This window comes from Oceanobacillus picturae, from assembly GCF_000612865.1.
Classification (GTDB): domain Bacteria; phylum Bacillota; class Bacilli; order Bacillales; family Amphibacillaceae; genus Oceanobacillus_B; species Oceanobacillus_B jordanicus.
The window spans coordinates 107,886-130,414 of sequence record NZ_CCAX010000002.1 but is presented as its reverse complement, the minus strand read 5'-3'; the positions used below and the strand labels follow the sequence as shown (position 1 = coordinate 130,414).

Genomic DNA, 22,529 nt, shown 5'->3' with positions numbered 1-22,529 from the left:
AAATTTCATTTGGTGGGGTTCTCTCTTCCCCATCAAATGTTAGCTGAACGAATCGGGCCTTTACTGGCAGTTGATCCCCCACTTAGGGTGTGTTTGCCTTCTCACATTCTTTAAATCATTGTTTTATTGCCAATTAGGCCGGGATAAAGATAGCTGTGTTTTGCTTTCCATTGACTTTAACCAGATTGTTATATATATTTAATTAATAATACATTAATTAAATATATATAAGGAGGATGAGCATAGTGGCCGAGAACCTTTCATTAAAAGCATTTGTTGTATTAATGAAATCCTCTAAAACAATACAAGAGCGAGTAAAACAAGATATCCAGAGTTATGGTATGAAAACATCTGAATTTGCCATCCTGGAGACACTCTTTCACAAGGGGCGCCAAACCGTTAGGCAAATTTCTGAAGCAGTCCTAATTAACACCGGTTCCATCACCTACGTTATTGATAAACTGGAAACAAAAGGCTTACTAGAAAGAGAGCATTGTAAGGAAGACCGGCGAGTTGTGTATATCCAGATTACGAACAAAGGTACGGAGTTAATGCAGGAAATTTTTCCAAAACATCAACAAGTGATTGAGGATTTATTCGAAGGAGTTAGTAAAGAGGATATGCGTGTTGTAATAGAGACATTGAAAAAAGTGGGCCTCAAAGCCTAAACACGGAAAGGAGCATGGGAATGAAACATATCTTTAAGAAGGGCAGTAATCCGCAAAGACCTACTCTACTACTATTACATGGGACTGGAGGTACTGAGCAGGATTTGCTTGCATTAGCTGATAAAATTGATCCCGAAGCGAATGTATTAAGTGTAAGAGGGAATGTTTCAGAAAATGGAATGCCTAGATTCTTTAGACGCTTAGCTGAAGGCGTATTTGACGAAGAGGATCTCATTTTTCGTACAGAAGAATTAAATCAATTTCTGGATGAAGCTTCCGATAAATATGAGTTTGACCGAAGCGCAATTACTGCAGTTGGTTATTCCAACGGTGCTAACATTGCCGCAAGTTTAATGTTTCATTATAAGGACGCATTACACGCTGCGATTCTGCACCATCCTATGGTGCCACGCAGAGGAATTAGTCTACCTGACTTAAGTGGCAAGAAGGTCTTGATCACAGCCGGGACCAATGATCCAATATGCCCGTCTCAAGAATCAATAGATTTACAACAACTATTACAAGAGGCTTCCGCAGATGTAGAAGTACACTGGGAAAACCACGGGCACCAGCTAACATTCAGTGAAGTAGAAGCCGCAGCAGCTTGGTATCAAAACAAAAGCGCTGGGCGCCGTTAAGAAATTCTTAAAAAGTGCTAGCCGCATAAGAGGCTCCTTACCTGTAGGGTCCTCCTATGTGGCTTTTTAATTTCGCAGTATAATATAAACAAGGTAAATCACATAAAAAATTGCTAGTACAGACCCTTCTCGCTTTCCAACACGGAAATTTGTCCGCGAAAACACGAGCAACAATATTGTTAAAAGAAGCATGATCACAACGTCTATCCCAACTTTACTGCTAACAGAAAGTGGTGTGATAACAGAGGAAGCACCAAGCACAAACAAAATATTGAAGATATTACTACCGACAATATTTCCAAGTGCAATATCGCTTTGCTTTTTCAAAGCTGCTGTGATAGAAGTTACAAGCTCCGGAAGCGAGGTCCCTATCGCAATGATCGTGAGGCCAACCAACGTTTCACTCATCCCTACTGCATAAGCAATTTCTGTACCATTACTAACAACAAGCTCCCCACCAAAAACGATTCCAGCAAGCCCCAAAATAGTAAGCCCAATGTTTTTACCCCACTTAATCTCATCTGGAATAGCCTCTGTTTGACTGTCTTGGCGGCTTTTAAGCGCTACTTCAATTACATAGTACATAAAAACAGATAAAAATAAGAGGAAAATCAGCCCATCACTACGGGTTATCAGATTATTGCTGTGGTCCTGTAAAAAAATATCATTGATGACTACTAAAAGTGCACCGCCTGCTAGTAATGTAAAGGGGATCTCCTTACGTATCGTTTCGTTTTCCACCTTTAAAGGGAAAATAATGGCCGCTATCCCTACGACAAGTGTGAGATTGAATATATTACTTCCGATTACATTACCCAACGATACATCGGAGCTCCCCTCCATTGCCGCGATTATACTTACGGTTGCTTCTGGGGAGCTCGTTCCAAAAGCAACAATGGTTAAACCAATAAGGATGGGTGGCACCCTGAGAAGCCTTGCAATATTGGAGGAGCCATCAACAAACAAATCCGCTCCTTTAATTAGTAATACAAATCCTACCAGTAAAAGTAAATAAGCCACGCTCTTCCACGTCCTTTTTCTGAATGAGAATTTTCCCCCTAGAAAACCATACCCCAATTCCCGTCTTCGGAAGTTTTCAATTTTATTTCAACTTGAAAATAGGAGACCCCCTTGCTATATATGTTAATAACTATAACACGAGGCGAATCGTGTTTCCTGCAGGATCTTTCACTTCACTATATTCAGGGTATGTCTTCACTTTTACTTGTGCTTCTACAAGCCGGTTAACTGTGTCTGTTCTAGCATTTTCATTAGGAAATACAAGCGTAAACCAATTTAATCCAGCCCCGTTTGGTCGTGGCGCTTTAGCTCCCTCGCCATTCCAAGTATTTAGCCCAATATGATGATGGTAACCGCCTGTTGAAATGAATAATGCTCCAGGATATCGTGTTACCACAGAAAAGTTTAACCCTTTAGAATAAAAAACCTCTGATGCTTCTAAATTAGCAACATGTAGATGGATATGACCTAGAATTGTTTCCTCCGGTAATCCACTCCAAACTTTATGTTCTTCCGCTAAAAGCCCGTCACCATCTAGTGGATCTGTTCCCATTTTAACCTGATCACCAGTCCAATTCCACCCACTTGAGTCCCTATCACAATAAACTTCAATCCCGTTACCATCGGGATCTGAGAGATAGAGTGCTTCACTCACCTCATGATCAGCAGCACCAAGCTGTACTCCTTGTTTGAGAGCATGCTCCAGAAAGGAAGACAATGCCGCTCTGTTCGGTAAAAGGATAGCAAAGTGGTAAAGCCCGGTCTTTCTCCGCTCTTTTCCCGTTACATCTTCTGGCATTTCAAGTGTTAATAGGGTTGTCTTCTCATTCGCAGAAAGCCTTGCTGATCGTTCTGTTTTCTCCAAGACTCGAAAGCCTATAACGGTTTGATAAAATTCTATAGCTTGTTGAAGGTTTGTCACATTAATGGAGAGTTCCCCAACATATGTTGCCGGTTCAGTAAAAAACTTTTTTTCCATAAAATCACTCCTATATATCTCCTTTTATAAAAAAGAACTTTATAAAACTTACTTACTTATTGTAACCTAATTTAGTATAGCATACTTGAAATGACTTAGGTTATGTTATTAGCCCTCTAGACTAGGTATCGGTCTTGATCAGAGGTACATCAGCCGTTTGGGCGAACATCGCTTTTGAATTGAAGAGCATCAGGCGTATAGTCGAGAATATCGCCTTTAAATTTGCGAATATCAGCCGTATAGTCAAGAATATCGCTTTTATTTCCGCAAGTATCAGCCTTAATAGTTGAGTACCACTATCCTACATAACTGCACATCACCTTAGCACAAGAACCAGCGGAGCTATTATCGCTTGAGTTGTGTCGTGAAACAACCAAAATGATATAATGATGTTATAAAACTTCTTTGTTAAGAGAGGATGCATAAATGTGATCATTCGAGAACGCGAGCATGACTTTATCTTTATTGAACAACATAATCATGCGCTTGTCGCGGGGGAGCTTATCAAACAGTGGAAGATGGGGCCATTCAATGATTCACCATTGCAAGAGGCTGTTATCTTTGCCATTGAGCAACATGATGCTGGTTGGATCCCAGCAGATAAACAACCATTTTGGAATGACGCCAAAGAAATGCCGTATAGCTTTATAGATTTTCCTGCGCCAATGAAAACATTACTCTATTCGCATGGGATAGATCACGTGCAAACAACTGATTTATATGCCGCGTTACTATGTAGTGAGCATTATGTCCGTTTTCTCGAACAGGACGATACAGAGTCAGGTAGGAATTTTGTACAGCAGGAAAAGAAAAGGCAGGAAATAATTCATTCATTACTCACTTCTTTTGATGAGAAACTTTTTTCCTACCACTATGCATTATTACAGTTTTGCGATAATTTATCATTGTTTCTATGCTTAAATGAGCCTGGTGAAAACAGCCATCCCTTTTTCACCAAGGGAATACCGCTTTCCAGTGCGCTCCCTCATTTTTCCCAGGAGAAGATGGCCGTAACATGGGTAAATGACGAAACCATGGTATTAAAGGAATTTCCATTTAACAATCCCTTCTCCGTCACATACGATTTTAAACAAATTCCCAAATACCAGATACGTAAAAATGGCCTGCTTAACAGCTATGTAGAAGCACCATTTAAACAAACCACTATTCAAATTAAAGAAAAACAGGAAAGCTAGAATCTGCTAGCTTTCCTGACCTAATAACGTCTCTCTCTGCTTCTCCTTCACCATTTCTGGCTCTACATAAAGCTTCCTTGTAGGAATGGCAATTTCGAGTTTTTCTCTTTCAATAATCGCTAGAATAGCAAGGTTAATTTCTTGCTTTACTTTCAAGTGTTCTTCCCAATCTGTAGTATTTGTGAAGAAATAAAGGAAGATTTCCCATCCATTTTCGCCGTATGCGTCCACGTTTACTAGAATCGTTTCCTTGTTTATAGCATCATGGTGCCTTAAGAGAACTTGGATTTCCTTTACTATTCCTTCCAATTGATCTCTTTTGGCTCCATACATTAAGGACAATTTAAATGTGATTTGGCGCTTCCCCATTTTGCTCCAATTTGTTATTGCCTCATTTGAAAGTGTGGCATTGGGTACAGTGACAAGCGCTTGGGCAAAGGTTCGTACTTTCGTACTCCGAAAGCTTATATCTTCAATTGTTCCTTCAACGCTTGGTGTTTTAATCCAGTCTCCAATGGTAAATGGCTTTTCTGTAATAATGATGATCCCACCGAATAAGTTTGCTAACGCGTCCTTCGCTGCTAAAGCAAAGGCAAGTCCCCCGATACCGAGACCGGCAACAAAGCCGTTAATATCATACTCAAATTCCTGAGCAATAACGCTAATACCGATGGCTACGATAATGAGCCGCAGTGCTTTTGAAAAAAACGGGATTAAGATATGATCAATTTTTACATTGTACTTATGATTAATCTTGGAAAATAACAAAGAGGATGATGAAGAAAGATTATACAACCCCCACCCCACCGCAAAAATTACCGATGAACGAACTAAATGGTTAAATAGTGCATTGCTTTCATTAAAATAAGGAAACACATCTACTGCGAAGTAAATGCCAACCACGGCTATTAATAATTGTAAAGGCTTCTCAAAAGAGGTACGCAGTTGTTCAAAAAAGCCATTCCATGTATTCCTGCTTACTTTCAGCAACATCCGAAAAATCGTTGCTGTGAATCGAATTCTCAGTAATAAAAACACTGCAAGGATCACAATAGACAATGCAATATTTAATTGGTTTTCATATTGTTGAACAAGCTCCCAAAACATTTATAGCTACCCCCGATAGTTTTTCTATTACTATGTATATAGCCTGTCCTGGCAGAATAGTCATAAAAAGACAAATTTATTTAAGAAAAGCTCCCAGCCTTTATAGATGTAAACGTCCGCATTCAATTTAAATTATTCTTATTAATCAAACTATTTATTGCCCGTAAGCTAAAGAATACGTTATACTGAGGATGAAATTGGAAACGACTTACACTGTGAGGAGCATTCTAAATGGGAATTAGAGAATTCGTAACAACCCTTATTTTATAACATTATAAAATAAGGAGTGAATTAATTGGTTGTGAATTTAGACGAAAATGTAATTGTAGTATCCCAACTTGGTGTTCAATATGATAATAAAGTTTGGGGAGTTAAAGATATTGATGTGACATTTAAAAAAAGCGAATTAATAGCGCTTGTCGGTGCAAACGGTGCTGGTAAGTCTACCTTTTTGAACGCTCTATGTGGACTAATAATGCCTACAAAAGGTGACGTCTTTTTCAACAAAAATCTCATAAATCGTAATACCCCTTTCCACAACATTGGTTGGAGTAAGCAGACACATGCAATAGATTGGTATTTAAACGTATTTGACAATGTAATCGTTAGCGCAAGATTGGCAGGCAAAAATAGGAAAGACTCAAAAATAGATACACTTGCAGCGCTTGATTTAGTTGGTTTATTAGAATATAAAGATCGAGATGTGGATGCATTATCAGGTGGTCAGCAACAAAGAGTTCAAATTGCTAGAGCCCTCGTCCACCATCCAGACATTATGATATTGGATGAACCTACTACCGGACTTGATGCTGAATCATCAGATAAATTACTGTCCCATTTAAAAGAAAAAGCAAATAAAGGGGGCCTAGTAATCGTATCTTCACACGATCTAAATCTATTGGACAGTTATTGCGATAGCGTGTTGCTTTTAAAACAAGGAAGTATTGTAGCTTATGAGTCTAAAACGAAATTCATTTCTCGTTATCGTGATAAAGAAATACTCACGATTAAGTATGAGGGAGAGCTAGATAAAAGGAAGTTAGTAGAAATTGAAGGTGTCGTTACGATTAACGATTTAAAGCCTTTAGTTTTAGAAATTAAAAGGAATACACCAATTGGCCAGATAATAAATAAATTGGATTCACTTGTATTCGTAATGGACATAAATCGGACCTCCCCTGGACTTCGAGAAGCATATCTAGAAGTTGCAAGAGCAAAGGAGGAAGGATGATGTTGAGAAGCGATGGAAATTTTGTAAATACTAAAACGTTTCGCAAAGGGACCCTCTTTCATTGGGCCAAAACCTTTATTCTGGCAGAGAATGAACTTAAGGCAGTATGGCACAATAAACCATTACTCGTGAATGCTTTTCTAAATCCTATTTTATACCTCGTTTTTTTCATGGCTGGATTAAGAGGAATGACTGGTGGAATACTTGTCAATGGTACAGAAGTAGATTTCTTAGCTTTTACACTTCCCGGGATTCTTATGATGTTAGTTATCAGCTTAATGGGCCACACCGTATACAGAAGTACCATTGATAAGCGGTGGGGACTACTTGGGTACAAATTTATGAATGGCATATCGCCACTTAGTTATGTAACCGGATTGATGGTTTATCCATTTTTTGTGTTTTTAGTTCAAGGAGTGCTGCTTGCCGTGCTTTCTTTGTTCTATGGAATAACCTATTCCATTACGAATTTAATACTTGCCATTTCCCTTGGAATAGGAGGGATTATATTTTGGTGTTCTCTAGGTATTATCATAACGACAAGAATAAATGATTATCATCAAAGGGACATTGTCCTTGGCTTAATGACATTGCCAATTTTGTTTACAGCTCCGACGTTTTACGCGATAGAAAGCGCACCTGTGTATATTCAATTCATATCTTGGCTTAACCCGATAACGTACCAAGTTACGGCAATTCGCAGCCTTTTCTTAGGGCAGCCAGATATAATGATGATCCTTATTGCTACCGCTATTTCTATTACCCTATTAATACTAGCGGTTCTATTAATAGCAAAAGCTGAACTAGTTAGTAACGAATATTAGCAATTTAACTTAATATGAAGAACAAAAAGTAAGCATTCCTATTTTTCCTTAGGGATGCTTTTTATTTGTTTTGGGAAAGCTAATAAGGAATGAAATATTTTAAAAAGGATGGTTGATATTGTGAGCGAAAAAGAATCACGGACTGGACAAACGAACATAGAAAACGAAGACACATTAACCACCAGACAGGGTCATCCCGTCACGAATAACCAAAACATACGCACAGTAGGGAACCGCGGTCCAGCTACGTTAGAAAACTATGACTTCATCGAGAAAATAAGTCACTTTGACAGAGAAAAAGTACCGGAACGGATTGTACATGCTCGTGGAGCAGGAGCACACGGCTATTTTGAAACCTATGGAACAGCCGGAGACGATCCAGTTTCAAAATACACTCGTGCAAAGGTATTTCAAGATAAAGGCAAGCAAACACCAGTATTTGTACGTTTTTCTACTGTTGTACATGGTAATCACTCGCCTGAAACCGTCCGCGATCCACGAGGGTTTGCAGTTAAATTTTACACCGAAGATGGCAATTGGGATCTTGTAGGAAACAATCTTAAAATCTTTTTTATCCGCGATGCTATGAAATTCCCGGACATGATTCACGCTTTTCGTCCAGATCCTGTAACCAACATTCAAGACAGCCAGCGGTTTTTTGATTTTTGTTCCAACTCTCCTGAATCCTTTCACATGGTTACGTTTGTTTACTCTCCTTGGGGGATTCCAGCAAATTACCGTATGATGCAAGGTTCTGGCGTTAATACGTACAGGTGGGTTAACCAAGAAGGTGAAGCCGTGCTGGTTAAGTACCATTGGGAACCGAAACAGGGTATTAAAAACCTCACTATGAAAGAGGCTGCTGAAATTCAGGCAACGAATTTTAATCATGCAACCCAGGATTTGTATGATGCTATTGAAAAGGGCGATTATCCAGAGTGGGAGCTTTTTGTACAGATTATGAGCGATGAAGAGCATCCTGAGCTGGATTTTGATCCTCTAGACGATACAAAGCTTTGGCCTGAAGACCAATTTCCATGGCTTCCAGTTGGAAAGATGGTCTTAAATAAAAACCCTGAAAACTACTTTACCGAGGTGGAACAAGCTTCATTTGGAACTGGTGTCTTAGTTGATGGGCTTGACTTTTCCGATGATAAAATGCTGCAAGGTCGTACCTTCTCTTATTCGGATACACAACGGTATCGCGTTGGAGCTAACTACCTCCAGCTACCAATTAACGCAGCTAAAAAACGCGTCGCCACAAATCAAGAAGGTGGTCAGCTACGTTATGAAAATGATAAGGCACCAGGACAGAATCCACATGTTAACTACGAGCCTTCTACACTTGGGGGACTAAAGGAAGCAGAACAAACCGGAAAAGAACATACCCCTAAAGTCCAAGGGAAATTAGTCAGGGAGTCTATTGAACGAAATGATAACACAAAGCAAGCCGGAGAGACCTACCGTCAATTTGAAGATTGGGAGAAAGATGAATTAATTGGCAATATGGTTGGTGATTTGGCTGAATGTGACCAGCGTATTCAAGATAAAATGGTAGCCCTTGCTGAAGAGGCCGATGAAGAATATGGCCGTCGTCTTCGCGAAGGTCTTGCTAATGCTAAGAAAGACGGATCTAGCATGAACCCATTAGGTAATAAGGACAGTGAAAAAGCACCTGAACAAGCGATTAAAAAGGGACATGAAGCAGATCCTTATTAAACAGTTTGAGTAATAAGTTTTCCTTTGAATAGACAAAGAGCCAATCACATGATTGGCTCTTGTTTTTATGTTTCCCTCCCCTACTCTTCCACATAATCAAGCGGGCTTTCCTTAAACAACCTAAGATGGTAAGCATGTATAGCTGTCGTTCCAAGCTGATCCAATAAGTTGTAATTGGCATATGCACCGACAATCGCCCCAAACCCAGGTATAAGTTGCAGTAACTTTACTAAATCAATATAATCCCGATACTCCTGCTGAAATGTCCTCCAGTCCATTTCTGTTATCTCATGCTTTTTTTCATTCCAATTATCAAGCGTGTGGAAAGTCTCCCTCTTTTTTCTATCATCTGAGAAAGCAAGCTGGAACACATGCAGAATAAACAATCGTTCAGAATAATCCTTTGTATCAAAGCCATAGATAGCAGCAACTTCAAATAGGTATTTTATTTTTATTGACAGTAACAAAGGAAAATCTGCTATTCCTAAAAAGATACCGCCCGCTCCTGTCCCCGCACCTTCTACTGTTGCAGTCCTTCTATATATAGTTAGCTTTTCTCTAACAAGCTCATCTTTTTCCTGGAGACTTGCATAGGCAAGCTCTGGTTTTTTTGTGGTTAAATCGGAACCAAATAAGGTCATTTTCACCATTTGCTGGATTCCGTCAGTCATAACTTGGTGTACCTTTTCAGGGATGATACCATTAATTTTTGTTTGGGCTTTTTTAGAGAACTTTTTAAACAAGCTTGTTTTAGAGAATAGCTCCCATTTCCATTCCATCAAATCCTCATACGCCTTTCTTTCATAGTGATTCAACACGACACCTCCCTTTCCATCAAACCAGCGATATATTGGATATTTTATTCGTAAGCTTTTTCATGTATACTAATAGTATACGATAACAAAAAAGGTGGGTGAACCAATATGCCGATTCCAGCTAATCATGCCAAACCTGTCCGTCAGACTGCTAAAGAGAATGCCTTCACGCAAATTCAACAATGGATTATTGATGGAACCTTACAGCCCGGTGAGAAGTTGAATGATACCGAACTTGCCAAAGCGCTTGGTGTGAGTAGAACTCCAATTAGAGAATCCCTACAAATGTTAGAGATGCGAGGATTTGTAAAAATGTACCCAGGGAAGGCGACACAAGTAACAGAGGTCGAAAAGGATGCTATTCTTGACTTGTTGCCACCACTTGCCGCATTACAGGCATTATCCGCAGAACTAGCTATCTCCCATATAACCGAAGACGTCTTAGAACTGCTGGAGCGTACAAACGAGCGATTTGCTAATGCTATTCGATCTGAGAACTACTATGCTTCGCTTAAAATAGATGAGGACTTTCACCAAATTATTGTTAATACAGCAAATAATTCTTATATACATTCTATTATTTCCTCCCTACAAGCGCATGTTAGAAGGCAATTCTTTCATAACTCCATTATCTTAACTGAGAAATCTGTTGAGGAACATCACACCATTATCCAATTAATGAGAGAAGGTAATAGCGACGCTATCGCTCCTATCATGAAAGAAAATTGGCTTCGGGCGATTGATGAATTTCAAGCACTGCATGACAAGGAATAGAAAAACGCCGGACGATTTTCAACTATCGTCCAGCGTTTTTTTTTAAAATAGATATGATAAAACTGATACTTTTACTTTACTGACGCATTCGCCCTAACATGGAAACCGCGTAAAGCTACACTTCCAAAGAGTACAATTAACAAAGCGGGTAGCAACCAACCAAGTCCTTGATTGTATAATGGCAATACCTTTTCATAGAAGGAGAGAATTGGTGTTAGCCAGTCAAAATACTCTATACCCAACGAATTACATAATGACTTCAGGCCATCTGTAACACTAATTAGAAACGTTACAGCAATGGTAATAGCATAAACGACTCTCTTGTGTTGGAAAAAACCTGATAAGAATGCTAAAAGCATTAAAACGATTGCTAGCGGATAAAGAAGCATTAGAACAGGAACAGAATAGGTAATAATATTAGCGAGCCCGAAATTAGCTATAATAAACGTAATCCCTGTAAAGAAAATCGCAAAAGCCTTGTATCCTACTTTCGGGAAAAGAGTTTGAAAATATTCCGCACATGCTGTGGTTAACCCGATACTGGTTGTTAAACAAGCAAGCGTAAGGATGACAGCTAACAAAATCGTCCCAGTTTGCCCGAAGTAATACGCAGCACCACCACTCAACACAGGGCCTCCAGTAGTGAAGACACCAAGTTCTTGTGTACTCACAGCTCCTAAATAGGCAATCCCAACATAGATCATACCCAGAAGTGTAATAGCCACCAAACCTGATCTAGCCGTAGCAGCAAGGACCCCTTTAGTTGATGTGACACCTAATGACCGAATGGTTTTAATAACAATAATGCCAAAAACTAAAGAAGCTAGAGCGTCCATCGTGTTATATCCCTCAAGAAAGCCCTGAACAAAAGCGTTCCCTTGGAAGTCTCCTAATGGCGCTTGAATTTCTCCCATCGGCTTTGCAATTACCATGACAAGTAATATTAAAAGTAGTACGACAATACTCGGAGCCAGTAGCTTACCGATATAGTCTATAAGCTTCCCTGGCTTTAATGAGAAAAACAGGGTTGCCAAGAAAAATAGTAGCGTAAATATTAGTAAACCTGTTTGTTGTGACCCTTCACTTATAAAAGAAGAGAATCCTACGTCATATGCCACCGTTGCCGTTCTTGGGGCTGCAAAGAAGGGACCAATGGTTAAATAAAGCATAACAGTAAAGGTAATGCCAAAAGCAGGATGAATCCGGCTAGCTAATTCCTGCAAGTTTTTACTTCCAGAATAGCTCATTGCCAATATACCGAGTAATGGTAATCCCACCCCTGTTAGCAAAAACCCAAGAACCGCTGGCCAAAAATTAGTACCAGCATTCTGACCTAGTTGCGCAGGGAAAATTAAATTACCTGCACCAAAAAAAAGTGCGAAAAGCATAAAACCTACAACCGCATACGATGAAAATGATAGCTTGTCCTTCATATATAATCCCCCTGTGTTTATTCTACGTTGTATTTGAAATTTTAATATGCAATATATCAGTATAGTTCATACTACTAGGATTAGTTGCAAAATGCAATATATTACTGGACTTTTTTTACTGCTGTGTTTACATTTTTATTCTAAGGGAATATATAAACTTTGATAGTTTCGTAAATTATAGTTGAAAGGAAGGATTTACGATGAATGAATTTCAAGCATTAGTACTAACAAAAGGAAACGATGAAGCAACATTATCTGTCAAAAAACTAGGGATTCAAGATCTACCTAAGGGAGACGTATTAATTAAGGTTTCGTACTCTAGTGTTAACTATAAAGACGCCATGGTTGGCGTGCATCATCAGATGGTTAAATCTTTTCCTCACATCCCAGGAATTGACCTTGCGGGGACAGTTATTGAGTCAAGTGATGATTCATACAAGGCTGGGGATAAAGTAATTGTCACAAGCTACGAGCTTGGTACGGGACATCATGGTGGCTTCAGTGAGGTAGCACGAGTACCGAAGGAATGGGTTGTGCCCTTACCAGACGGTCTAACCCTTAGAGAGGCTATGATCCTTGGAACAGCAGGCCTCACTGCCGCCCTCTCTGTGCAACGTTTGGAAGACAATGGACTGACCCCATCTCAAGGTCCCGTGTTAGTAGCAGGAGCCACAGGTGGTGTAGGAAGCCTAGCTGTTGATATGCTTGCAAAAAAAGGTTATGACGTAACTGCTAGTACAGGCTCTTCTAGTGAGAAAGAATATCTGAAGAAGCTTGGTGCGAAAGAGATTATTTCTAGAGAAGAAGTTACGGATCAGGATAATACACCAACAAGAGAAAAACGTTGGGCTGCAGCAGTAGATCCTGTCGGTGGGTCAACCTTGCAATATATTCTCAGCACACTGAAAAATAGCGGATCTGTCGCTACTTCAGGGTTAGTTGGTGGCATTGAGGTAAAAACAACCGTACTACCTTTCATTGGTAGAGGTGTAAACTGGCTTGGGATCGATTCCGTCCAATGCCCAATGGAACTTCGCAGAAAAGTGTGGGAAAGATTGGCGGATGACCTTAAGCCTTCAAACCTAAACGAAGAGGTTGTGAATGAGGTCTCTTTAGAAGAAGTAGAAGGCACACTCCAAGATATCCTTGAAGGCCGCGTACGAGGACGTACTATTGTAAAGCTTAATGGTGCAGAATAAAGTAACTTATTATTAGTAGAGCCGAGCGACTTAGATTCGCTCGGCTTTTTATACGCTACTTTTCTCGCGGTGCAACTGTCTGCAAGACTCCCCCTTCAAAAAATGAAATAAGCCAGGTCTCCCCGTATGGGAGCTCTGGCTTTACCTTTCTATCGATTCTCTTCTTTCTCCTGTAATTTACGATAAATCGTTGCTATGATTGGCCCTGAAATATTGTGCCATACACTAAAGATTGCACTTGGCACTGCAGATAACGGATTAAAATGTGCAGCAGCAAGAGTTGCACCAAGCCCTGAGTTTTGCATGCCCACTTCGATTGACACCGCTTTTTGTTGCTTAGGACCCATCTTCATGACTTTTCCAAGCCCTAAGCCAACTATATAACCCAATGTATTATGCAGCACAACAATTAGAAAAATTAGTAGTCCAGTTTTTGCAATTTGTTCTACGTTTACACTTACAACTGCCGTAACAATTGCTACAATACCTATAACTGATACGAGGGGAATGGCTTTTACCCCTGCTTCCACCTTATCTTTCAACAACGCTTTAACGAGTAAGCCTAGTAAAATAGGGACCAAAACAATTTGTACAATGGAAACAAATAAAGCCCCTGCAGATACTTCTAACCATTGACTAGCCAAAAGGTAAATGAGAGCAGGTGTTAAAATAGGTGCCAGAATAGTAGATACAGCAGTAATCGAAACAGACAATGCTGTATCGCCTTTAGATAAAAATGTCATAACATTAGAAGAAGTACCACCAGGACAGCATCCAACTAAAATAACACCTACTGCTATCTCTTTGGAAACAGGCAGAATTGTCACCAGTGCGAAGGCAAGTAATGGCATGATTAAAAATTGTCCAGCTACACCGATCGCAACGTCTTTCGGGCGTTTAAATGCTTCTTTGAAATCTTTAGCTGACAGTGTAAGCCCCATACCAAACATTATGATACCTAGTAAAGGTGTGATATAGGCGGCCAGCCAAGTAAAACCTGAAGGTACGAAAAAGGATAAAACTGCAAATAATACCACCCAAATAGCAAATGTATTTCCGACAAAACTGCTAATTCTTTCTAAAAACTTCAAGCTAATCCCCCTCTTAGATGCATAATTAGAGATTATATTATATTTTTAGAAAATTTTAAATAGGTTAAACTTATCATTTACTCCATCTACTAAAGTTTATAACTAAAGCAGTGGAGTTTATAAGATAATTTAAAACGCCCATTTAATAACAAATGGGCGTTTTCTTAATTTATGATAATTGTTGCTCTGCGAATTCCCTATACAACTTATGGGTGGAGATTAATTCTTGATGTGTCCCACTTCCAGTCATAGTGCCATCCTCGATAAAGATAATCTTATCTGCGTCTACAATGGTAGATAAGCGATGTGCTATCACAAATGTCGTTCGCCCTTCCATTAAACGACTTAATGCCTGCTGCACAATGCTTTCAGATTGACTGTCAAGACTAGCTGTCGCCTCATCCATCATCAGGATTTTCGGATCACGTAAAAAAGCTCGCGCAATATTAATCCGTTGCTTCTGCCCGCCCGATAGCTTTATACCACGCTCGCCAACCTTTGTATCAAGTCCTTCAGAAAAACCCTTAATAAACTGGTCTGCATAGGACATTTTTGCAACTTCCCATAATTTATCATCAGGAACGCCCTGTGGATTTTCCAGCCCGTAAGTCAAATTTTCTCGAATCGTACCTGCCATCATAGCACTTTCTTGGGAGACATAACCTATTTGACTACGCCATGTATGTAAGGATAAATGCTGAATTGGTGTTTCTCCAATTTTAATTTCACCCTCACTAGGTTCATAAAACCGTTCCAGTAACCCAAACAATGTCGTTTTACCGCCACCACTCGGACCAGCAAAGGCAATCATTTCCCCTGGCTGTGCAATAAAGCTGATAGATTCTAAAACTGGTTCTTCATCATTATAGGCGAAGGAGACATTTTCAACCGATAGCGGCTGATTTGCGACTTGTGTTTGTTCCCCTTCCTGACCTTTTTCTTCAGAAAGCTCCAAAATATGTTGTATACGCTCTGTGGCACCCTTTGCTTTTTGTAGCTGAGTAAAAAACATGGCAAACGAGGTGATCGGCATCACAATTTGAAATAGATAAAGAAGAAACGCGACCAAGGAACCAGTTGACATCGTACCATCTGCCACACGAATCCCACCATATCCAATAATTACCACTACTACAACCATAATGATGAGATACATTAATGGTCCAATTAGAGCAAAGATTTTGGATTCCTTTAGTCCAAAGGCAAACAGTTTACTAATCCCAGCATACCCTTTTTTCTCCTCAAACCCTTCTGCTGTAGAGGATTTCATTAATCGAACTTCACTAAGGGTCTGCTGGATATCGCCTGTGAATGTAGCTGTTTCATCCTGTAACGCTCGCGATATTTTGGCCATCTTTCTGCCAAGCGGAATCATAATACCTATCGTTACGGGAACGGATATAAGCATGATCAACGTCATTTTCCAATCCATGATTAGCAAGATGATAACCGCACCGATAATAGAAATGATACCTGTAATAAATTGAGGAAAGTGCGTTGAAATTAACTCTTTTACAATACCTGTATCATTTACTACTCGACTGACTGTTTCACCACTTTTAGTCTTATCAAAATAGCTAACAGGCATTCTGATTAGCTTGCGCCACATTCTTTCCCGCAAACTGGCTACGATACGCTGCCCAACCATTGCCAACAAATAAGTAGACACCCCGTCTATTACTGCTTGCAGGATGAAAACCACCCCTATTGTTCCAACAAGGAACCAACTTAACGAAGCTAGTGAAAAACCATCAACCAGCTCTCTTGTCAAAATAGGGATGGATAGACCTACTAACGTTGTTAGAACACTACCAATTAAGCCAAATGTTAACGCCATTTTTGGTAGATTCGTTGATCGCATTAAAGAATAAAAGTCTTTTATATTACTTTTTTCACTGTCCATATACCTCACCCTGCCCATCTAGTCTTACTACTTCAATTATAGATCAGGCATACGGCCAATAGCTAGCACCACACTAAATCTCCATATTTCCTCTTACGCCTGAATATCACGTTTGTTATACCCTATAAACCCTGTAATAACTAAAACTATTGCAAGTAAAAATAGAATGGAAACCGGCAGATAACGCATTTCTTCGATTAACAGTTCAGGTATATGGCCATACGGTGATATTCCGCTAAGCCACTTGGGAAATTCTAATAGATTTCCTAGATAAACGACGAAAAAAGAATACATGAGATAAACCCAACCAACAATGGTTGCCTTTGGAAACATGCCTATCACCAATATACCCAACCCTATCACAAGCCATACAGCTGGCAGATAAACAAGCGCTGCACTATAAACATTCCATAAATCCATGCCATTTTCCATCGACATATTTCCTGCAGTCCATAGCCCAATCGCTGTTAGTGAAACCATGACCAAACTAGTAATAACAGATAGAAGAAAGGCACTACCAAGTAATCTATTACGGGAAAGCTTCTTACTCAACAGATGGTCTATACGCCCTTTTTTCTCTTCCGCAATGAGTTTGTTAACAGACATCAGTGCCGGTATCGTACTAATCATCGCTAGAATGGACATGATCATGGTTAAAAACTGCTCTGTTAAGGAATGCCCGTTTTCTGGACTAAGCAATTGCTGGAACATGTCGTTTTCAACAAAAAAGGAATCCAAATCTCCCAGTACAGACCCATACGAAGCTCCTAACAGAAACATTCCTATTGCCCAGGAGATAAGACCAGTTCGTTGCAGGCGTAAACTTAAACCAAATGGGCTTAATAAGGAAGCTGAGGCTGTTCTTTTACCTGGCCTTGTTGGAAGCAGACCTGCCCCAAGATCTCTTCTACTGTACAAGACGCAAGCAGCAATCATTATCAACAGCGAAACAATGAATGTGATAATAATTGGCCACCATCTATTTGTAACCAAAACCTCTGAACCAAGAATCCAACCCAATGGAGAAGCCATAGACAGAGCCTCATTACCGATATCCCCTATCGCCCGTAGTAAATAGGAAACGCCTAATAACGTAAAGGAAAATCCAATTGTGCCTCTTGCGTTTTCGGAAAGCTGAGCAAAAATAGCAGTAATTGTAGCAAAGAAAAATCCTGTCACGCCTAATGCTGTTCCATAAAGTAGTGATCCTTCCAGGTTAATACTCTCTATACCGAGTGAAAAAAGCCCTAGGCCAGTAAGAATTCCAATGAAGAGATTAGTCAATCCGGCAAGGGTGAGCGTTGCATATAAATTCGCTAAACGACCGGTAGGCAAAGAACGAATAAGTTCAATTCTCCCTTCCTCCTCGTCTGCTCTCGTGTGTCTTGCCACGAGGAGAATATTCATTATCGCCATCGCAATGGCGGTGAAAAGAAGCATTTGGTGGGCCATCATCGCCCCAATGGTGTAGTTATCCAACCCATAACCTTTTCCAAGCATTGCTGTCATTGCTGGATTCACCATGGTTTCAGCCATGATTTGTCTACTTTCACTACTAGAATACAAGTTCGATAATGCCATCGCAGTCATACAAGTTATCAGAACGAGCGCGAGAACAAACACCGGGATTCGCACCCGATCTCTTTTCATCAAAAAGCGAAGAAGTATAGCCGTCCCTTTCCTTGTACTACGCATTTTGATTGCCTCCTTCAGTATCTACCAGTCCTCCTTCATAATGTCTCATGAACAAGTCTTCTAGATTAGGAGGAGCACTCTCCAACTTCAAAACACCAAACGAACTGATATACCTTATCATCTCATCAAGTTTCTCTGAATCAACTTGAAATGAAAGAACTCCCTCCTTCTCTTCTACATCATGCGCTCCCGCCATCTGTCCTAATCCGCTCATCGGCTGCTTTGTCTGGACGATAAGGTTTGTTCTTGTTAAGTGGCGCAATTCGGCCATCGAGCCAGTCTCTATCATTTTACCTTGGCGGATGATCCCAACACGGTCGCATAACCTTTCAACTTCAGACAGGATATGGCTTGATAATAAAACACTCTTTCCTGCATCTTTCGCTTCTAGGACGCACTCCTGAAAAACACGTTCCATTAATGGATCAAGTCCAGAGGTTGGTTCATCCAGAATATACAGGTCTGCCTCAGAAGCAAAAGCCGCTACAAGTGCCACCTTTTGCCTGTTTCCTTTCGAATATGTTCTACATTTTTTCGTCGGATCTAGTTCAAAACGCTCTATCAGTTTTTCCCTTCGCCCTTTATCAACTTTCCCCCGAAGCTTTGTAAAAAGATCAATGACTTCTCCACCTGTTAAATTCGCCCATAAATTTACATCACCAGGAACATACGCAATACGTTCATGGATGGCCACTGCATCCTTCCAAGCATCCTTGCCGAAAATCTGTACAGACCCTTCTGATGCCTTCAAGATACCTAGCAGGATCCGAATGGCGGTAGACTTCCCTGCCCCATTTGGTCCAATAAACCCAAAAACTTCCCCTTCATTCACTTGCATATCAACACCATCTAGCGCTGTAAACTTTCCAAAATACTTCGTCACATTATTCGCTTCGAGAATGGTCATGGTCCCTTGGCCTCCCTTTCCCCTCACTAAATTATGAAATATTATCACTTATATAGTTCATAATATATAAACAACACCTGCTTTGCAATAACTTATGAAATATATTTGTTGTTTTATTACATATTTTTTTATACACTTTAGAAAGAGGTGAAACAAATGGACGGATTTGAACGACGCCGCGAACGCAAAAAGCAAAGCATCCTGGAGGCTTCCCTAAGCTTATTTTTAGAGTATGGCGTTCAAAAGGTAAGCATGAACGAAATTGCCACAAAAGCTAGTGTCTCCCAGGTGACGATATATAACTATTTTAAAAACAAAGATAGATTAGTTGAAGAGGTCATCCACTACTATGTGGACAAGGCGTGGCAGGAGGCAGATGTTATTCTGACAAGTGATCTCCCTTTCCCAGAAAAGATTAAACGATTAATCTTTAATAAAAAAAGGTCAGCCAATAACATCCATGAAAATTTTTATCAGCATTTCATGAAAGCATATACAACAGGGGATGGCTATATGGCAAAACTGATGACCAAAGAAGCTATTCCGAAGATGATGAATTTATTCAATGAAGGGAAAGCTCAAGGTTATGTTGATCCTGCTATCTCTAATGAAGCCATTTTCTTCTATATTCAAATGATGAACGAATACATGCAAAAAAAAGACGTCTATACAAAAATCTTACCTCTGACAGAAGATATCATGCACATATTGTTTTACGGCATAGTTGGGAACAAAGGAGAGAAATGATTCTCTCCTTTTGTTTGGGTATTTGATTGATACCCTCGCGTATACGGGCGCCCTTCCTTTCACATACAATAACAAATACACGAGAACAGAAAATTGATACAACCGCTTAATTTCATTATACTTATTGAAAGTGAAGGGAGATTTAACAATGGAAGAAATGAAACATGATCATCATGCTTATTCAATACTGAAAGACAAAATACAGCTTATCAAACAAAAGGATAAGGCAATCTACTTAGTAGGGCCCATTCAGCTGCCCGTTAATTTATATGGCGAAACGACAGTATTTCAATGGTATTGCTGGCTGAGCCAAGAAGAAGTAACTGAAGACTATGAGCATATCATAGAAAAGCTTGCATCCTCTAATCTAGCCGAATACCAGCAATCAAGTGTTTTGGTTTACGGAGACTTTGCCAATGCAGATGAAGCACTTATCCGGATGCACTCTATCTGCCACACAGGAGATATCTTTGGTAGCAAGCGCTGTGATTGTGGATTTCAATTAAAAGAATCTATGAGGCGTATCAAAGAAAACGGAGCAGGAGCGCTCTTTTACTTGGCTAATCACGAAGGCCGGGGTATTGGGTTGTTCAGCAAAGCCATGGCATATCTTCTTCAGGAAAGTGGCTATGATACCGTGGAAGCAAATGAACAGCTCGGGTTTGAAAATGACACAAGGGATTATGATGATGCCATCCACGTATTAAAACAACTACGAAGCAAAGCAGTTACGCTCATTACAAACAATCCGAAAAAAATGGAAGCATTAGAAAAGGCTGGACTCCCGCTTTCAGGTAGAACACCGCTTTGGGGAGATGTATCGGAATACAACAAAAAATATTTAGAGACAAAGGTAACTAAGTCCGGACACTTAGAAGAAGGAACGTGTTTGAATGACTGATCATAGCTATTACATGGAGCTTGCTTTAAACCAAGCAAAGGCAATGAAAGGACAAACAGATCCAAACCCACTAGTAGGCTGTGTCATCGTTAATGGAAGTCGCATCGTAGGAATTGGCAGCCATTTAAAAGCTGGAGAAGCGCATGCAGAAGTTCATGCACTACGTATGGCTGGTGAGCATGCGAAAGGTGCGACAATGTACGTCACCCTTGAACCTTGCTCTCACCACGGCAGAACAGGACCTTGTGCAGAAGCTGTTGTTAGGGCAGGCGTTGCAAAAGTGGTGGTTGCCACCCTTGATCCAAATCCAGTAGTTTCAGGGAATGGAGTTGCCATTCTGAAAAAGGCCGGCATCGAGGTAATCACGGGAATTTGCGAACAAGAATCTGTTAAAATAAATGAAGTTTTTAACAAATATATTGTTACGCAACGGCCATTTGTTAGCTTAAAGGTTGGATCCTCCCTTGACGGAAAGATCGCCACCCACACCAATAGCAGTAAATGGATCACATCAGAGGAAGCTCGCACAGATGTCCATCGATTGCGACATGAAAATATGGCCATTCTTACTGGAATTAACACTGTACTAGAGGATAACCCTGCCCTAACCGCACGAATTCCAAATGGAAAGAATCCAATTAGAATTGTACTGGATTCCACCTTAAAAATCCCACTAGACTGTCAGCTAGTAAAAGATAATAAAGCGGAAACCTGGGTTTTTACGACAAGCCGTTATAATGAGGAAAAAAAAGAGTTACTAGAGGCAAATGGCGTTCACGTCATTGTGCTAGAAAGGGATTATATTCATCCCGTAGAAGTGCTGGACTATATGGGGAAAAAGAATATTTCTTCACTATTAGTTGAAGCAGGAGCTACTATAAATGCAAGCTTTATAGAGCATCAGCTTGTCGATAAGCTGGTCGTGTACATGGCACCAAAACTAGTTGGTGGTCAGCAAGCCCCTTCCTTCCTTGGAGGAACAGGTGCGGAAGAGATGCAGGATGCCATCGAGCTAAACAACCTCCAGGTGGAGACAATTGGGAGCGACCTGAAAATTACCGGCTACCCAGTTATTCATGGCGAAAAGAACTGAGGGATATGGATGAAATTTGGTTTTGATATTGATGACACCTTAATTAACTTACGAGCACATGCCTTTCATATATATAATAAAAAGCTCGGAAAGCAGATACCCCTTGAAGCATTTCACGCCCTCAAGCGAGTGGAGATCCACGAGCCTTTTGGGTTAAATGACAAAAAAGGTAAAGCAATGTGGGAGCAATCTTTAGAGTCAATTTATTATACTGATTGCCCCGCCTTCCCGGGTGCTGTTGAGGTTCTAAACGAATTAAAAGGAAAAGGGCATACGATCTACTACATTACAGCACGACCTATGGCCCATGGTGAACGGACAAAAGCCTGGATGAAAGAGAAAGGTTTCCCTGTAAAGGACGATGCTTTCTTCTACGGCATGAATGACCATGAAAAAGTAAACATTATTCAGAACCTGGAGCTCGATTACTATGTGGATGATAAACCTGCTGTTTTAAACACATTACAGGAAGAACCAACAACCTTAGTAATCAAAGACCAATCCTATAATCGAGAATTCACCCAAGCAATCCGGTTGTACGAGTGGAAAGAATTTATTTTATTAATTGAAAGCAGGCATCCTTAATGAA

General features: G+C 40.1%; 21 protein-coding genes. 12 read left to right on the top strand and 9 right to left on the bottom strand.

Annotated features, from left to right (window positions below; genetic code table 11):
• The first annotated feature begins 236 nt into the window (after positions 1 to 236).
• Both BN988_RS11695 and BN988_RS11690 read left to right on the top strand, forming a co-directional pair.
• The gene (locus BN988_RS11695; RefSeq protein ID WP_036576988.1) at positions 237 to 668 is read left to right on the top strand and encodes a MarR family winged helix-turn-helix transcriptional regulator; all 432 of its coding nucleotides are present in this window, start codon (positions 237 to 239) and stop codon (positions 666 to 668) included.
• A 20-nt stretch (positions 669 to 688) separates the two neighbouring features.
• Positions 689 to 1,306, top strand: coding sequence for an alpha/beta hydrolase (locus BN988_RS11690; protein ID WP_036576987.1), 618 nt, complete (start codon positions 689 to 691; stop codon positions 1,304 to 1,306).
• Between the two features lie 66 nt (positions 1,307 to 1,372).
• Here BN988_RS11690 and BN988_RS11685 read toward each other — a convergent pair whose 3' ends face one another.
• Both BN988_RS11685 and BN988_RS11680 read right to left on the bottom strand, forming a co-directional pair.
• Positions 1,373 to 2,326 (bottom strand): calcium/sodium antiporter, encoded by a 954-nt coding sequence (locus BN988_RS11685; protein ID WP_036576986.1) that lies wholly within the window; start codon positions 2,324 to 2,326, stop codon positions 1,373 to 1,375.
• A 130-nt stretch (positions 2,327 to 2,456) separates the two neighbouring features.
• Complete coding sequence (locus tag BN988_RS11680) at positions 2,457 to 3,305, bottom strand: VOC family protein (RefSeq protein ID WP_036576985.1); 849 nt, start codon at positions 3,303 to 3,305, stop codon at positions 2,457 to 2,459.
• Positions 3,306 to 3,733: 428 nt separating this feature from the next.
• Between BN988_RS11680 and BN988_RS11675 the strand changes: the two genes are divergently transcribed.
• Positions 3,734 to 4,501 (top strand): DUF3891 family protein, encoded by a 768-nt coding sequence (locus BN988_RS11675; RefSeq protein WP_036576984.1) that lies wholly within the window; start codon positions 3,734 to 3,736, stop codon positions 4,499 to 4,501.
• A gap of 6 nt (positions 4,502 to 4,507) precedes the next feature.
• Here the strand turns inward: BN988_RS11675 and BN988_RS11670 are convergent, their stop codons facing one another.
• Positions 4,508 to 5,608 (bottom strand): mechanosensitive ion channel family protein, encoded by a 1,101-nt coding sequence (locus BN988_RS11670; protein ID WP_036576983.1) that lies wholly within the window; start codon positions 5,606 to 5,608, stop codon positions 4,508 to 4,510.
• Positions 5,609 to 5,909: 301 nt separating this feature from the next.
• Here BN988_RS11670 and BN988_RS11665 point away from each other — a divergent pair, with 301 nt between their 5' ends.
• The 3 genes from BN988_RS11665 to BN988_RS11655 all read left to right on the top strand — a co-directional run bounded on the left by BN988_RS11665 (position 5,910) and on the right by BN988_RS11655 (position 9,382).
• On the top strand, positions 5,910 to 6,839 hold the full coding sequence (locus BN988_RS11665; RefSeq protein WP_231495249.1) for an ABC transporter ATP-binding protein: 930 nt from the start codon (positions 5,910 to 5,912) through the stop codon (positions 6,837 to 6,839).
• Positions 6,839 to 7,663 carry an ABC transporter permease gene (locus tag BN988_RS11660; RefSeq protein ID WP_036576982.1) on the top strand — a complete coding sequence of 275 codons (825 nt, stop codon included), beginning with the start codon at positions 6,839 to 6,841 and terminating at the stop codon, positions 7,661 to 7,663. Before BN988_RS11665 ends, BN988_RS11660 begins: the two co-directional genes overlap by 1 nt.
• Before the next feature lie 120 nt (positions 7,664 to 7,783).
• Positions 7,784 to 9,382 carry a catalase gene (locus tag BN988_RS11655; protein ID WP_390620599.1) on the top strand — a complete coding sequence of 533 codons (1,599 nt, stop codon included), beginning with the start codon at positions 7,784 to 7,786 and terminating at the stop codon, positions 9,380 to 9,382.
• A gap of 80 nt (positions 9,383 to 9,462) precedes the next feature.
• Here the strand turns inward: BN988_RS11655 and BN988_RS11650 are convergent, their stop codons facing one another.
• Positions 9,463 to 10,197, bottom strand: coding sequence for an EcsC family protein (locus BN988_RS11650; RefSeq protein ID WP_036576980.1), 735 nt, complete (start codon positions 10,195 to 10,197; stop codon positions 9,463 to 9,465).
• Positions 10,198 to 10,305: 108 nt separating this feature from the next.
• On the opposite strand from BN988_RS11650, the gene BN988_RS11645 reads away from it, so the two are divergent.
• Positions 10,306 to 10,971 (top strand): GntR family transcriptional regulator, encoded by a 666-nt coding sequence (locus BN988_RS11645; protein ID WP_036576979.1) that lies wholly within the window; start codon positions 10,306 to 10,308, stop codon positions 10,969 to 10,971.
• Positions 10,972 to 11,042: 71 nt separating this feature from the next.
• Here the strand turns inward: BN988_RS11645 and brnQ are convergent, their stop codons facing one another.
• Positions 11,043 to 12,404: a branched-chain amino acid transport system II carrier protein gene (brnQ, locus tag BN988_RS11640; RefSeq protein ID WP_036576978.1), complete on the bottom strand. Its 1,362-nt coding sequence runs from the start codon at positions 12,402 to 12,404 to the stop codon at positions 11,043 to 11,045.
• A 200-nt stretch (positions 12,405 to 12,604) separates the two neighbouring features.
• On the opposite strand from brnQ, the gene BN988_RS11635 reads away from it, so the two are divergent.
• Positions 12,605 to 13,603, top strand: a complete 999-nt coding sequence (locus BN988_RS11635; protein WP_036576977.1) for an acrylyl-CoA reductase family protein — start codon at positions 12,605 to 12,607, stop codon at positions 13,601 to 13,603.
• 149 nt (positions 13,604 to 13,752) lie between these two features.
• On the opposite strand, the gene BN988_RS11630 is transcribed toward BN988_RS11635, so the two are convergent.
• The 4 genes from BN988_RS11630 to BN988_RS11615 form a co-directional block, all read right to left on the bottom strand.
• The gene (locus BN988_RS11630; protein WP_036576976.1) at positions 13,753 to 14,694 is read right to left on the bottom strand and encodes a bile acid:sodium symporter family protein; all 942 of its coding nucleotides are present in this window, start codon (positions 14,692 to 14,694) and stop codon (positions 13,753 to 13,755) included.
• A 169-nt stretch (positions 14,695 to 14,863) separates the two neighbouring features.
• The gene (locus BN988_RS11625) at positions 14,864 to 16,597 is read right to left on the bottom strand and encodes an ABC transporter ATP-binding protein (protein WP_036576975.1); all 1,734 of its coding nucleotides are present in this window, start codon (positions 16,595 to 16,597) and stop codon (positions 14,864 to 14,866) included.
• A gap of 93 nt (positions 16,598 to 16,690) precedes the next feature.
• Positions 16,691 to 18,292 carry an ABC transporter permease gene (locus BN988_RS11620; RefSeq protein ID WP_036576974.1) on the bottom strand — a complete coding sequence of 534 codons (1,602 nt, stop codon included), beginning with the start codon at positions 18,290 to 18,292 and terminating at the stop codon, positions 16,691 to 16,693.
• A complete protein-coding gene (locus BN988_RS11615; RefSeq protein ID WP_036576973.1) occupies positions 18,285 to 19,199 on the bottom strand; it encodes an ABC transporter ATP-binding protein in 915 nt (304 codons plus the stop codon). The genes BN988_RS11620 and BN988_RS11615 overlap by 8 nt, the downstream gene beginning before the upstream one ends.
• Positions 19,200 to 19,355: 156 nt before the next feature.
• Between BN988_RS11615 and BN988_RS11610 the strand changes: the two genes are divergently transcribed.
• The 4 genes from BN988_RS11610 to BN988_RS11595 all read left to right on the top strand — a co-directional run bounded on the left by BN988_RS11610 (position 19,356) and on the right by BN988_RS11595 (position 22,525).
• Complete coding sequence (locus tag BN988_RS11610; RefSeq protein ID WP_036576972.1) at positions 19,356 to 19,946, top strand: TetR/AcrR family transcriptional regulator; 591 nt, start codon at positions 19,356 to 19,358, stop codon at positions 19,944 to 19,946.
• 148 nt (positions 19,947 to 20,094) lie between these two features.
• Complete coding sequence (locus tag BN988_RS11605; RefSeq protein WP_036576971.1) at positions 20,095 to 20,847, top strand: GTP cyclohydrolase II; 753 nt, start codon at positions 20,095 to 20,097, stop codon at positions 20,845 to 20,847.
• Positions 20,840 to 21,940, top strand: a complete 1,101-nt coding sequence (ribD, locus tag BN988_RS11600; protein WP_036576970.1) for a bifunctional diaminohydroxyphosphoribosylaminopyrimidine deaminase/5-amino-6-(5-phosphoribosylamino)uracil reductase RibD — start codon at positions 20,840 to 20,842, stop codon at positions 21,938 to 21,940. The genes BN988_RS11605 and ribD overlap by 8 nt, the downstream gene beginning before the upstream one ends.
• Positions 21,941 to 21,949: 9 nt before the next feature.
• Complete coding sequence (locus tag BN988_RS11595; protein ID WP_036576969.1) at positions 21,950 to 22,525, top strand: 5' nucleotidase, NT5C type; 576 nt, start codon at positions 21,950 to 21,952, stop codon at positions 22,523 to 22,525.
• The last annotated feature ends 4 nt before the right edge of the window (positions 22,526 to 22,529 follow it).

Excerpts from the sequence above, each read along its gene's own strand:
- BN988_RS11695 (WP_036576988.1), top strand. The coding sequence starts at position 237 with ATGAGCATAGTGGCCGAGAACCTTTCATTAAAAGCATTTGTTGTATTA.
- BN988_RS11690 (WP_036576987.1), top strand. The coding sequence starts at position 689 with ATGAAACATATCTTTAAGAAGGGCAGTAATCCGCAAAGACCTACTCTA.
- BN988_RS11680 (WP_036576985.1), bottom strand. The coding sequence starts at position 3,305 with ATGGAAAAAAAGTTTTTTACTGAACCGGCAACATATGTTGGGGAACTC.
- BN988_RS11670 (WP_036576983.1), bottom strand. The coding sequence starts at position 5,608 with ATGTTTTGGGAGCTTGTTCAACAATATGAAAACCAATTAAATATTGCA.
- BN988_RS11660 (WP_036576982.1), top strand. The coding sequence starts at position 6,839 with ATGTTGAGAAGCGATGGAAATTTTGTAAATACTAAAACGTTTCGCAAA.
- BN988_RS11645 (WP_036576979.1), top strand. The coding sequence starts at position 10,306 with ATGCCGATTCCAGCTAATCATGCCAAACCTGTCCGTCAGACTGCTAAA.
- brnQ (WP_036576978.1), bottom strand. The coding sequence starts at position 12,404 with ATGAAGGACAAGCTATCATTTTCATCGTATGCGGTTGTAGGTTTTATG.
- BN988_RS11635 (WP_036576977.1), top strand. The coding sequence starts at position 12,605 with ATGAATGAATTTCAAGCATTAGTACTAACAAAAGGAAACGATGAAGCA.
- BN988_RS11625 (WP_036576975.1), bottom strand. The coding sequence starts at position 16,597 with ATGGACAGTGAAAAAAGTAATATAAAAGACTTTTATTCTTTAATGCGA.
- BN988_RS11620 (WP_036576974.1), bottom strand. The coding sequence starts at position 18,292 with ATGCGTAGTACAAGGAAAGGGACGGCTATACTTCTTCGCTTTTTGATG.
- BN988_RS11615 (WP_036576973.1), bottom strand. The coding sequence starts at position 19,199 with ATGACCATTCTCGAAGCGAATAATGTGACGAAGTATTTTGGAAAGTTT.
- BN988_RS11610 (WP_036576972.1), top strand. The coding sequence starts at position 19,356 with ATGGACGGATTTGAACGACGCCGCGAACGCAAAAAGCAAAGCATCCTG.
- BN988_RS11605 (WP_036576971.1), top strand. The coding sequence starts at position 20,095 with ATGGAAGAAATGAAACATGATCATCATGCTTATTCAATACTGAAAGAC.
- ribD (WP_036576970.1), top strand. The coding sequence starts at position 20,840 with ATGACTGATCATAGCTATTACATGGAGCTTGCTTTAAACCAAGCAAAG.
- BN988_RS11595 (WP_036576969.1), top strand. The coding sequence starts at position 21,950 with ATGAAATTTGGTTTTGATATTGATGACACCTTAATTAACTTACGAGCA.